Origin of the sequence: Phaeacidiphilus oryzae TH49, from assembly GCF_000744815.1 — a bacterium.
In the GTDB taxonomy this organism is placed as follows: domain Bacteria; phylum Actinomycetota; class Actinomycetes; order Streptomycetales; family Streptomycetaceae; genus Phaeacidiphilus; species Phaeacidiphilus oryzae.
On the sequence record NZ_JQMQ01000005.1, the window covers coordinates 3,520,499 to 3,532,944 of the forward strand.

General features: G+C 75.2%; 7 protein-coding genes. 4 read left to right on the top strand and 3 right to left on the bottom strand.

Annotation, left to right across the window (positions count from 1 at the left end; genetic code table 11):
• Nucleotides 1–15: 15 nt before the first annotated feature.
• Nucleotides 16–1,662 (bottom strand): hypothetical protein, encoded by a 1,647-nt coding sequence (locus BS73_RS19405; protein WP_037574255.1) that lies wholly within the window; start codon nucleotides 1,660–1,662, stop codon nucleotides 16–18.
• A gap of 440 nt (nucleotides 1,663–2,102) precedes the next feature.
• On the opposite strand from BS73_RS19405, the gene BS73_RS19410 reads away from it, so the two are divergent.
• The 3 genes from BS73_RS19410 (at nucleotide 2,103) to BS73_RS19420 (ending at nucleotide 6,170) form a co-directional block, all read left to right on the top strand.
• Nucleotides 2,103–2,645 (top strand): ATP-binding protein, encoded by a 543-nt coding sequence (locus tag BS73_RS19410; protein ID WP_037574257.1) that lies wholly within the window; start codon nucleotides 2,103–2,105, stop codon nucleotides 2,643–2,645.
• A 370-nt stretch (nucleotides 2,646–3,015) separates the two neighbouring features.
• Nucleotides 3,016–5,433: an MFS transporter gene (locus BS73_RS19415; RefSeq protein ID WP_084704193.1), complete on the top strand. Its 2,418-nt coding sequence runs from the start codon at nucleotides 3,016–3,018 to the stop codon at nucleotides 5,431–5,433.
• Between the two features lie 89 nt (nucleotides 5,434–5,522).
• Nucleotides 5,523–6,170, top strand: coding sequence for an FMN-dependent NADH-azoreductase (locus BS73_RS19420; RefSeq protein ID WP_037574259.1), 648 nt, complete (start codon nucleotides 5,523–5,525; stop codon nucleotides 6,168–6,170).
• A 192-nt stretch (nucleotides 6,171–6,362) separates the two neighbouring features.
• Here the strand turns inward: BS73_RS19420 and BS73_RS19425 are convergent, their stop codons facing one another.
• Both BS73_RS19425 and BS73_RS19430 read right to left on the bottom strand, forming a co-directional pair.
• The gene (locus BS73_RS19425) at nucleotides 6,363–9,383 is read right to left on the bottom strand and encodes an FAD-binding and (Fe-S)-binding domain-containing protein (protein WP_084704194.1); all 3,021 of its coding nucleotides are present in this window, start codon (nucleotides 9,381–9,383) and stop codon (nucleotides 6,363–6,365) included.
• 119 nt (nucleotides 9,384–9,502) lie between these two features.
• Nucleotides 9,503–10,780 carry an aspartate aminotransferase family protein gene (locus BS73_RS19430; RefSeq protein ID WP_037574263.1) on the bottom strand — a complete coding sequence of 426 codons (1,278 nt, stop codon included), beginning with the start codon at nucleotides 10,778–10,780 and terminating at the stop codon, nucleotides 9,503–9,505.
• Between the two features lie 186 nt (nucleotides 10,781–10,966).
• Between BS73_RS19430 and BS73_RS19435 the strand changes: the two genes are divergently transcribed.
• Nucleotides 10,967–12,409: an NAD-dependent succinate-semialdehyde dehydrogenase gene (locus BS73_RS19435; RefSeq protein ID WP_037574266.1), complete on the top strand. Its 1,443-nt coding sequence runs from the start codon at nucleotides 10,967–10,969 to the stop codon at nucleotides 12,407–12,409.
• The last annotated feature ends 37 nt before the right edge of the window (nucleotides 12,410–12,446 follow it).

A 12,446-nucleotide genomic window follows, 5' to 3' on the forward strand; every position in this document is an offset into this window, starting at 1 on the left:
CCTCCGGACATCGCGTCACCCGATGCCCCGCGGGGCCGCCGCCCGCCGGGCCAGCCCGGCGAACTCCTTGGCCGCCCTGGCCCCCCGGTACGTGGAGAGGAGGGTCTTCGCCAGCTGAGCGGCCCGGACGTTGATCGCCTCGGCCGGCCGGGGGCTCCGCAGCGCCTCCCGGCCGGCTTCCACCGCCCCCTCCAACTCCCCCTCCGCGGCCCGGGCTCCGGCGAGGTCGAGCAGCGCGATGGCCAGCCGGGTGGGCGAGCCGGCCGCGCCCCCCGGCGCCCCGACCCCCGCCTCCCGGTACTGCCGCAGCGCCTCCTCGGCCGCCCGCCGGGCCCGGTCCGGCCGGCCCAGCATCCGCTGCCCGCTCGCCTCGAACGAGGAGATCCGGGCCGCGTCCGCGCTGAACAGCCCGACCGCATGGGCCGGCAGCCGGTCCTGGAACCCCCGCGCCTCCGCCATCACCACCCGGAACTCGTCCGCCCGGCCGGAGCGTGCGCAGGCCCGGGCCACCTGCCCGACCAGCCTCACCTCCGCCCTCGTCCCCGCCGGGGCGTAGGCGCGTCCGCGCAGCGCGGCGGAGAGCGCGATCTCCGGCCGCTCGGCGTAGAGCGCCACCGTGGAGCGGCAGTCCTCCGCCCAGGCGCAGACCTCCGGCAGCTCGGCGTGCTCCCCGTGCAGCCGCGCGTCCAGGCAGTACGCCTCGGCCGCCACCGTCTCGCCCAGGTCGTGCGCCAGCCAGCCGAGTACCACCGAGAGGAGGCCGGCGCAGCGCGCCAACTCCCTGGCCTCGCGCATGGTGTGACGGCCGCTCATCAGCGCCGCCACCTGCCGCCGGTAGAGGAGGGCGAGCTGGCTGGCCTCGTCCGGCGGCAGCTCCGCGTAGCCGTGGCAGAGCCGGTCCACCGCCGCCTCCAGATGGGCCAGGGTGCCCGGACCGACGTCCGTGCGCTCCAGTTCACGGCTCCAGGAGAGCGCCTCGGCGGTGCACTGCCCGGACGAGACCGCCCGGCCCAGCGCCCCGGCGGCGGCCGGACCGGCCTCCAGCAGGGGCGCCATCGCACCGCCGCCGATCAGCCGCAGCGCGGAGCGGCGGGGCCGCCGGGCGCCGTACTCGCCGCCGCCGGCGCCGGGGCCCTGAAGGCCCACGGCGCCCCGGCCGGGCCGCCGTCCGGCGGAGAGGGGTCCGGGTGGCACCCGCGGCCCGGACGGACCGGGCGGGTCCGCCGCCGTCGGGGGCGGCGCGTACGCGATGCCGATCACATCCACCGGCTGGGCGCCCCCGGTGACGGTGCCCTCGATGGCCGCCACCGGTTCCGGCCCGGCCCCGGGACCCGGAAAAGGGCCCGCGCAAGGATCCGCGGCCTCGCCCATGGACTCGCCCGCGGCCTCGTCCGCCGCCGCCCCGGCCGGCCTGGAGCGGGGTGGCGCCAGCAGCTCCGGCGCCGCCTGCCCGAACAGCTCCTCCAGCACCTCGCAGGCCGCCGAGCGCGGCCGCTCGACCCGGCCCGACCGCCACCGCTTCAACTGCCGCTCCTCCGGCGGGTGAGCGGGCACCCCGAGCCGCTCGGCGGCCTTGCGGTACTCGCGGGCGAACCGGGCGTAGCCCCACATCCGGCGCCGCATCAACTCGTCCAGCAGGGTGGGGGAGTGACCATCCGTCATGACGTGCTCCCGGAGGTCTTAGTGGTCGGTCTCCGTCTGAATGCGATCACCGTAGAGCGGCCGCCGCCGACCGGCCGGTACCCGCCCCGGCTACCCACCGGACGGGTGATCCGAGGGCGGAATCCTTGCGCGGCGAGGGCGAGTTGTGCCTTTCCCCGGCCCCGCCCCATGACGGCTCTGACCGGCCGGAAGTCCCCTCTCGCGCGGAAAAGTCCCCGCAGCCCCACTGGCGCGGTCGGCCTGAACGGACAACGCTCCGATACCAGCCAGGCTGCTGCCGTAGGTCCGCCGGAGATGGACGAGACCGTGCTCCCGCCCCACTTCACCGGACCGCTGCCCGCATCGGCGCCGTCCCGACCACCGTCCGCCCCCGCCGGGCCGACCGCCGCGGCCCCGCAGCCGCCGCCGAGGCCGCCTGCCCGGCCGGCCGGCTGCCGCAGATGGAGCTGCCGGGCGGGCGGATCGCCTCCTCCCCGGCCCGGCCCTCGCTCCAGTTGCTGCTGTCTCTGCCGGCCGTGCTGTCCTCCGTGCCCTACGCCCGCACGCAGCTCCGCCGCGCGGTGCGGCTGCGCTGCCCGGACGCCGATCCCGAACTGCTCCTCCAGGCGGCCCTGGTGGTGGACGAGCTGATGGCCAACGCGGTCACCCACGGCAGCGCCCACGCCCTCGGCGCCGAGGCCCCCTCGGTCACCCTCGGGCTGTCCCTGATCCCGGTCCGCCGCCTGCGGATCGCGGTACGCGACCAGGGCGGCGGCTGGCCGCTGCCGCTCGGGGCGCCCCCGCGGCGCTCGACCGCGCCCGACCCGCCGCTGGAACGCGAGGACGGCCGGGGCCTGATGCTGGTGCAGGAGTTCGCCGAGCGCTGGGGCACCTTCCCGGCCGGCGGCGGCACCCCGCACGGCTGTGCCCCGCCCGCCCCGGAGTCGCAGGACGCCGCCCTCCCCGACCGGGGGACCGTGGTCTGGGCGGTCGTCCCGCTCTGACCTCTTCCGGGCCCCGGGCCCCGGCTCCAGGCGCCGGAGGGCCGAAGAGGCCGGAGAGGTGAGACGCGTCACACAGCGGGCTCAGAAGTCACGACAATCCATCAGGAAGCGGTCAAAGCAGCGGAGTCGGCCGACGCCGAGGGGAATGCGAGCCCCCGCCAGATCATTCCTGCTCTCGCGGCGCCGGCACCGGCGCCCCCGACCGACCCGGCCGGGCCCGGCCGTCCGGCCGCCCGGCCGCCCGCCGACGAACCGTCGCACACCGCGTCACGACGCCGTGCCGCCGCGCGCCGCCGCACCGGCGCGCGCCCGCGAGACCGACGCACGGTGTCGCCCTGCCAGCCCGCTGTCGCCACCGGAGGCCGCACGTATGACCACTCACGCCCGGACCGCCGATCGCTCCCCCGGAGCCGCGGGACCGCCCGCGGCAGCCTCCGGCCGCCCCGATCCGGTCGCCCACCAGGCGGCCAGGGGTGCCTCGGCCGCCCCGGGGGAGCCGGGAGCCGTGCGGCCGGCCCAGGGCGGCGGGATGATCGCCGTCCTCGCCTTCGCCGGCATCGTGGTGGCGATCATGCAGACCCTGCTGGTGCCGGTGGTGGCCCAGCTCCCGGTGCTGCTCTCCACCAGCGCTTCCAACGCGACCTGGGTGATGACCGCGACCCTGCTGGCCGGCGCCGTCGCCACGCCGATCATGGGGCGCCTCGGCGACCTCTTCGGCAAGCGCCGGATGATGCTGGTCAGCCTGGCGCTGATGGTGGTCGGCTCGCTGGTCTGCGCCTTCACCTCGCAGCTGACCGTGATGGTGGCCGGCCGGGCGCTGCAGGGCTTCGCCATGGGCGCCATCCCGCTCGGCATCAGCATCATGCGGGACGAGCTGCCGCGGGAGCGGCTCGGCTCCGCGATGGCGCTGATGAGCTCCTCCATCGGGATCGGCGGCGCCATCGGCCTGCCGCTGGCCGCGGTGATCGCCGAGCACGCGAACTGGCACGTCCTCTTCTACAGCTCGGCCGGCGTCGGCGTGGTCTCCATCGCGCTGATCCTGCTGGTGGTCCCGGAGTCCGCGTACCGGGCGCCGGGCCGGTTCGACGTCCTCGGCACGATCGGCCTCACCGCCGGTCTGGTCGCCCTGCTGCTGCCGATCACCAAGGGCAGCGACTGGGGCTGGGGCAGCCCCACCACCCTCGGCCTCTTCGGCGCCGCCGTGCTGATCCTCCTCCTCTGGGGAGTGCTTGAGCTGCGCCTGCGGGACCCGCTGGTGGACCTGCGGACGACGGCCCGCCGCCAGGTGCTGCTCACCAACCTCGCCTCGATCATGGTCGGCGTCGCCTTCTACGCGATGTCCCTGGTCCTGCCCCAGCTGCTGGAGCTGCCCACCGGGACCGGCTACGGCCTGGGCAAGTCGCTGGTGGTGGCCGGGCTCACGGTGATGCCGATGGGCCTCGCGATGATGCTGGTCTCGCCGCTCTCCGCGCGCCTGACGGCCGCCCGCGGCGCCAAGACCTCGCTGATCCTCGGCCTGGTCATCATCGCCGCCGGGTACGGGGCCGGGCTCGGCCTGATGAACGCGGTCTGGCAGGTGGCGCTGATCACGATCATCGTGGGCGCGGGCATCGGCTTCGCCTACTCCTCGCTGCCGACGCTGATCATCGGTGCCGTCGACGCCTCCGAGACGGGCGCCGCCAACGGGCTCAACACCCTGATGCGCTCCATCGGCACCTCGGTGTCCAGCGCGATCGTCGGCATGGTGCTGGCGCACAACACCACGGTCTTCGCCGGCCGGCCGCAGCCGAACCTCCACGGCTTCCGGCTCTCGTTCCTGATCGCCACGGCGGCGGTCGCGGTGGGCGTGCTGATCGCCGCCTTCCTCCCCCGCCGCTCGCCCCGCCCAGCAGCGAACCCGGCCGGGACGGAGACGTCCCCCCTGCCGGCCGCCGCCGCACCGGCCGCTCCGGCCACCCTCGCGGCCCCGGTGGCCTCCGCGACCGCGGGCGGCCATGGCGGCCAGGGCAGTCCGGCCGGCCCGGGCGTCTACGGCAGGGTGCTCGGCACCGGCGGCGCCCCCGTGCCCCACGCCTCGGTCACCGCGATCGACCCGACGGGCCGCCAACTCGGCCTCGCCACCGCCGACTCCACCGGCTTCTACCGGCTCCCCCTGCCGGCCGCCGGGCCGGGCACCGGCTGCGTGCTGATCGCCTCCTCCCCGGGCCACCAGCCCGAGGCGGCGACCGTCTCCCTGGCCGCCGAAGCGCCGATCGCCGTCGACCTCTCGCTGGCGGGCGTGGGCGGCCTCGCGGGCACCGTCACCGACCCGGACGGCAGCCCGCTGTCCGGCGTCCTCGCGGTGGCCGCCGACCCGTACGGCGAGGTGGTCGGCTCCGCCACCACCGGCGCGGACGGCGGCTACCGGCTGCCCGAGCTGGCCCCCGGACGGTATGTGCTGGCCCTCACCCGTGCCGGACGCCGTCCCTCCGCCGTGCCGGTCGAGGTCACCGCGGGCGGCCCCACCCGGCAGGACGCCGTGCTGGCCCCGGCCGCCGCGGTCCGCGGCACCGTCACCGACCCGGTGGGCCGCCCGCTGCCGGAGGCCCGGGTGTCTCTGCTGGACTCGGCGGGCCAGGTGGTCGGCCTCCACCTGACCGGCCCGGACGGCCGCTACGCCTTCGACGGGCTCGCCGGCGAGGACTTCACCGTGGTCGCGGCCGGCTACCCGCCGGTCGCCACGACGGTGACCATCGCCGGCTCCGGCCGGGACGACATGGACCTCCACCTCTCCCACGAAGCGGGCTGAGCGCTCGGCAGCGCTGCAGAAAAGTAAGGAGGTACAGTTACGCCAGGACATTGTCCTGTTTTCAACAACCTAGCGACCAAGGACCCAGCATGGCCACTCTTCTGCAGATCGACTCCTCCCTCTACCCGCTCGGCGGCTCCTCCTCGCGCGAGGTGACCGACATCTTCCGCAACGAGTGGCTGGCCGCCCACCCCGAGGGCAAGGTCATCCACCGCGACCTGGCCGCCCAGCCGCTGCCGCACCTGGACGTCCACGGCGCCCTGGCCGGCTTCTCCGCGCCCGACCAGCACACCCCCGAGCAGGCCGCCGCCTTCGCCCTGCGCGACGAGCTGGCCCGCGAGCTGGAGTCGGCGGACGTCGTGCTGGTGGGCGCGCCGATGTACAACTTCACCATCCCGTCCACCCTGAAGGCGTGGCTGGACCAGGTGATCATCATGGGCCGCACCTCCGGCCCGGAGTCCACCCTCAAGGGCAAGAAGGCCGTCATCGTGGCCAGCCGCGGCGGCTCCTACGCGCCCGGCACCCCGCGGGAGAGCTTCGAGTACGTCCAGAACTACCTGGGCGCCGTCTTCACCGGCATGTTCGGCATGGAGGTCGAGTACATCCTCCCGGAGCTGACCCTGGCCCGCTCCAACCCGGCGATGGCCGACCTGGTCGACAAGGCCGACGCGGCCAAGGCCAAGGCCCACTCCGACGCCCGCGAACTCGCCAAGAAGCTCGCGACCGCGTCGGCCTGACGCCTGCGGCCCCAGCGCCCCGGGATGTAGCCCGAAGGGCGCATCCAGGGGCGCGGGGAACTGCGCGCCTGGCCACTTACGGTCTGTACTCGACAACGGAGTCCGGGTTGCAATCCGGTAGTCGTTGCCGGGTGCGGCAGGCTGCGGCGCTGGCCGCGCAGTTCCCCGCGCCCCTGAAGTGGCCCTTCGGGCCTACTTCCGGGGCAGCCGAGCGGGGTCCGGGGCGGCAGCCCCGGCGCCCCGCCGCAGCGCGTCCCGCAGCAGCTCCGCCAGATGGCGAGGACGGCGGTCCGACAGCTGCGTGATCTGCGTGCGGCAGCTGTAGCCGTCCGCCAGGACGACCGCGTCCGGCGCGGCCGCCCGCAGCGCCGGCAGCAGCGCCTGCTCCCCCACCGCCACGGACACCTCGTAATGCCCGGCCTCGAAGCCGAAGTTGCCCGCCAGCCCGCAGCATCCGGAGTCCAGCCGCCCCGGGTCCACACCGATCCGCGCCAGCACCCGGTCGTCCGCCCGGCTGCCCAGGGTCGCGTGCTGATGGCAGTGGGTCTGCGTCAGCGCCGTGACGTCCTCAAGACGGCCGAAGTCGACGTCCGCCGCCTCCCGGTCCAGCAGCTCGGCCAGCGTCACCGTCTGCTCGGCCAGCCGCCGCGCCCGCGGATCGTCCGGCAGCAGCTCCGTCGCGTCGCTGCGGAAGAGCGAGGTGCAGCTCGGCTCCAGGCCGACCAGCGGCACCCCCTCCCGCAGGTAGGGGTCGACGGACCGCAGGGTCCGCGCCAGCACCCGCTTGGCGACGTCGAGTTGGCCGGTGGTGTGCCAGGTCAGCCCGCAGCACAGCCGGTCCGGCGGCAGGACCACCTCGAAGCCCGCGTACTCCAGGACCTCCACCGCCGCCCGTCCCACCTCGGGCGACATGAACTCGGTGAAGGTGTCCGGCCAGAGCAGCACCTTCCCCCGGCTGCCCGGAGCGGGCGCCGGGACCGGCGCCGTCCCCCGCCCCCGGAACCACTTCCGGAACCGCCGCTCGGCGAACGCCGGCACCGGCCGCTCGGGCGCGATCCCGCCCGCCCTCTTCAGCAGCGACACCGCCCCCGCGCTCCGCGTCACCCGGTTCACCAGCCGGGGTGCCGCCCCCGCCAGCCGGGCCCACAGCGGCAGCCAGCCCAGCGAGTAGTGCGAGGCCGGCCTCCGCCGCCCCCGGTAGTGCTGGTGGAGGAACTCCGACTTGTACGAGGCCATGTCGACCCCGACCGGGCAGTCGCTCTTGCAGCCCTTGCAGGAGAGGCAGAGGTCCAGCGCCTCGACGGCCTCCTCGGACCGCCAGCCGTCGGTGATCACCTCGCCCTGCACCATCTCGTACAGCACCCGGGCCCGCCCCCGGGTGGAGTCCTTCTCGTCCCCGGTCGCGCGGTAGCTCGGGCACATCACCCCGCCCGAGGCCGTGCGGCACTTGGCGACCCCCACGCAGCGGCGCAGCGCCTTGCTGAGGTCCCCGTCGTCCTCGGCCAGGGCCAGGGTCGTGGTCATCGGCAGCGTCGGCCGGTGACCCGGCCGGATCCGCAGCCGCTCGTCCACCGGACGCGGATGGACCAGGATCCCCGGGTTGAGCCGATTGCCCGGGTCCCACACGGACTTGAAGGCCGCGAAGGCCTCCATCGCCTCCTCGCTGTACACCACCGGCAGGAACTCGGCCCGGGCCTGCCCGTCCCCGTGCTCCCCGGAGAGGGTGCCGCCGTGCCGGGAGACCAGCTCGGCCGCGTCCCGGATGAAGGAGCGGAAGTTCCGGACGCCTTCCTCCGTACCGTGGTCGAAGTCGATCCTGATGTGGACGCAGCCCTCGCCGAAGTGCCCGTACGGGGTGCCCTGCAACCCGTGGCCGGCCAGCAACCGCTCCAGGTCCCGCAGGTAGTCCCCCAGTCGCTCGACCGGTACGGCCGAGTCCTCCCACCCTGGCCAGGCCTCGGAACCGTCCGGGGCCCGGGTGGCCAGCCCGGAACTGTCCTCCCGGATCCGCCAGAGCGCGGCCTGCTCGGTAGGGTCCCGCACCAGCCGTACGTCGATCGCGCCGGTGCCCCGACGCAGCGCCTCGGCCAGCTCCTCGGCGCGCTTCCGCTCGGCCTCCGGGTCGGGTGCCGCGTCCTCGTGGCCGAACTCGCAGAGCAGCCAGCCGGCGCCGTCCGGCAGCAGCTCCTCGGGGCGGGCGTCCGGGACGTTCCGCCGGAGCGCGGCGACCTGGTCGCCGCCCAGCCCCTCGCAGGCGATGGGCTGATGGCGCAGTACGTGCTGGGCGGCGTCGCCGGCCGCCGGCAGATCGGAGAAGCCGAGGGCGACCAGGGTCCGCCGGGCCGGCAGCGGCACCAGCCGCACCGTCGCCGAGACCACCACCGCGCAGGTCCCCTCGGTGCCGACCAGGGCCGCGGCCAGGTCGAAGCCGCGCTCCGGCAGCAGATGTTCCAGGCTGTAGCCGGAGACCTGGCGGCGGAAGCGCCCGAACTCGGTGCGCAGCATGGCCAGATGGGCGTCCCGAAGGTCGCGAAGGGACGCGTGGATCTCGCCGGCCCGGCCGCCGCCGTCGATCACCTTCCGCAGCTCCTCGGCGTCCCGTGAGCGCAGCCGCAGCCGCTCGCCGTCGTAGGTCAGCACCTCCAGCTCGACGATGTTGTCGGCGGTCCTGCCCCAGGCCACCGAGTGGGTGCCGCAGGCGTTGTTGCCGATCATCCCGCCGATCGTGCAGCGGGCGTGGGTGGAGGGGTCCGGGCCGAACCGCAGCCCGTGCGGCTTGCAGGCCTCCTGCAGCCGGTCCAGCACCAGCCCGGGCTCGACCCGCGCGGTGCGCGCCTCGGGGTCGATCTCCAGGATCCGGTTGAGGCTGCGCGAGGTGTCGACGACCACCCCGTCGCCGACCGCCTGCCCGGCGATGGAGGTGCCGGCCCCGCGCAGGGTGACCGCGACGCCGAGCCGGTGGCAGGCGGCCAGCGCCCCGGCCAGCTCCCCGGCGTCGGCGGGCAGTACGACGGCGCTCGGCACCTGCCGGTAGGTGGAGGCGTCCTGGGCGTACTCGGCCCGCCTGCGCCGGCCGAAGGCGACCTCGCCACGCGGCACCGCGGCCCGCAGCGCCCGCTCCAGCGCGGCCAGCGTCTCCGCGTCCGGCACGTCGGGACGCGGCGGCCCGGCCGCCCCCGCGGTCGATCCGGTCGCTGCGGTCGGTGCTGACATGGGCGGACGACTCCTTCGTCGGTGCGGTACGACGGCGCCCCGGCGGGCGTCGGCCGGCCGGGGCGCCAGGTTAGTGCGGACGGTGCGGGTACCGGCAGTACGCGCGGCCGCCGCCGGGTTCAGCCGAGGACCGCGGACACCGACTCGCGCCAGAGCCGCAGACCCTCGTCGATCTGCTCGGCGTCGACCACCAGCGGCGGGATCATCCGGACCACCTCGCCCCGCGGCCCGCAGGTCAGCAGGAGCAGCCCGCGCTCGGCGGCGGCCGCGTGCACCTTGGCGGCGGTGGCCCCGTCCGGCTCCCCGTCGGCGGTGGTGAACTCGGTGCCGGCCATCAGGCCCAGGCCCCGGACGTCGCCGATCCCGCCGCGGCCGCCGGCCGGGTGGGCGGCGGCGACCTCGCGCAGCCCGGCGAAGAGCTGCTCGCCCCGCTCGGCGGCGTTCTCCACCAGCTTCTCCTCCTGGATCACGTCCAGGGTGGCGATGGCGGCGGCGCAGGCCACCGCGTTGCCCCCGTAGGTGCCGCCCTGCGAGCCCGGCCAGGCCTTCTCCATCAGGGCCCTGGGGGCGGCGATCGCGGACAGCGGGAAGCCGCTGGCCAGGCCCTTCGCCGTGACCAGGATGTCCGGCCGGCCGTCGAAGTGGTCGTGGCCCCAGAACCGCCCGGTCCGCCCGAAGCCGGTCTGCACCTCGTCGAGGATCAGCAGGATGCCGTGCCGGTCGGCCCGCTCCCGCAGCCCGCGGAGGAAGGCCGAGTTGGCCGGGACGTACCCGCCCTCGCCGAGCACCGGCTCGACGATGAAGGCGGCGGTGTCCGCGGGCGCGCTGACGGTGGCCAGCAGCTCGTCCAGCTCGCGCAGCGCGAACCGGGTGGCCGCCTCCTCGTCCATCCCGTACCGGGCGTAGTGGGCGGCGTGGGGAAAGGGCGCGATCGCCACCCCCGGCATCAGCGGCCCGTACCCCGAGCGGAACTTGGTGGCCGAGGTGGTCATCGACGCGGCGGCCAGCGTGCGGCCGTGGAAGGAGCCCTGGAAGACCACGATGTTGGGGCGCGCGGTGGCCTGCTTGGCCAGCCGCATCGCGGCCTCCACGGCCTCGCTGCCGGAGTTGACGAAGAAGAGCGAGTCCAGGCCGGCCGGCAGCACCTCGCCGAGCCGCTCGCTGAGGGTCAGCAGCGGCTTGTGCATGACGGTCGTGTACTGGCCGTGCACCAGCCTGCCGACCTGCTCCTGGGCGGCCGCGACCACCTTGGGGTGGCAGTGGCCGGTCGAGGTCACCCCGATGCCGGCGGTGAAGTCGAGGTGCCGGCGCCCCGACTCCTCGTACAGGTAGACGCCTTCGCCACGTTCCGCGAGCACGGGCGTGGCCTGCTTGAGGACGGGGGAGAGTGCGCTCATGGGGTCAGCTCCTGTGGAGTGGCGGTGCTCGGTTCGACCTCGGATCAACATGGGGGGTACTTCGTAGGATTGTCAACAACCTGCATCCATGCAAGCATGCAATTCCGCCGCTGTCGACGAGCAATCAGGGAGAGCACCTTGAGCACCGCTAGCGCAGACCAGACACAGCAGGAGCGGGAGCGGTCGGTGGTGGCGGCCGTCCCCGACGGGCTGTTCATCGGCGGCGAGTGGCGGCCGGCCGCGTCCGGTGCCGAGTTCCCCGTCGAGGACCCCTCCCTGGCCCGCACCCTGCGCACCGTCGCGGACGCCGGCGCGGAGGACGCCGAGGCCGCCGCCGAAGCGGCCGGAGCCGCGCAGGAGGCCTGGGCGGCCACCGCCCCGCGCGAGCGCGGCGAGATCCTCCGCCGCGCCTACCAGCTGCTCCTGGACCGCCAGGAGGACCTGGCCCTGCTGATGACCCTGGAGATGGGCAAGCCGCTGGCCGAGGCCCGCGGAGAGGTCGCCTACGCGGCCGAGTTCTTCCGCTGGTTCTCCGAGGAGGCGGTCCGGATCGAGGGCGGCTACCAGACCTCCCCGGACGGCAGGGACCGCTTCATCGTGATGCGCCGCCCGGTCGGCCCGGTGCTGCTGGTCACCCCGTGGAACTTCCCGCTGGCCATGGGCACCCGCAAGATCGGCCCGGCGATCGCGGCCGGCTGCACGATGATCGTCAAGCCGGCCGAGCAGACCCCGCTGACCATGCTGGCGCTGGCCGCGATCATGACCGAGGCGGGCGTCCCGGCCGGCGTCCTCAACGTCCTCACCACCAACCGGCCCGGCGAGGTGGTCGAGCCGCTGCTGCGCGGCGGGGTGATCCGCAAGCTGTCCTTCACCGGCTCCACCGCGATCGGCCGGCTGCTGCTGGAGCAGAGCGCCCAGCAGGTGCTGCGGGTCTCCCTGGAGCTGGGCGGCAACGCGCCCTTCATCGTCTGCGCCGACGCCGACCTGGACAAGGCCGTCGAGGGCGCGATGGCCGCCAAGATGCGCAACATCGGCGAGGCCTGCACGGCCGCCAACCGGCTCTACGTCCACGAGAGCGTGGCCGCCGAGTTCGCCGAGCGGCTGGCCGCCCGGATGGGCGCGCTCACCGTCGGCCGCGGCACCGAGCCCGGCGTGGACGTCGGCCCGCTGATCGACGAGGCCGGCCGGGGCAAGGTCGACGAGCTGGTCTCGGACGCGGTCGGGCGCGGCGCCAAGGTCCTCACCGGCGGCGAACACGCCCCGGGCGAGGGGTACTTCTACACCCCCACGGTGCTCACCGACGTCCCCGCCGACGCGGCCATGCTCAGCCAGGAGATCTTCGGCCCGGTCGCCCCGCTGCTCGCCTTCTCGGACGACGAGGAGGCCGTGGCCGCGGCCAACGACACCGAGTACGGCCTCGTCTCCTACCTCTTCACGGAGAACCTGGACCGGGCGCTGCGGCTCTCCGAGCGCCTGGACACCGGGATGGTCGGCCTCAACAAGGGCGTGGTGTCCAACCCGGCGGCGCCCTTCGGCGGCGTCAAGCACTCCGGCCTCGGCCGGGAGGGCGGCCGGATGGGCATCGACGAGTTCCTGGAGACCCGCTACCTCGCCGTACCGCTCGGCTGACGCCCCTCGTTCCCCCAACCCCTCCTGGAGGCTGCCC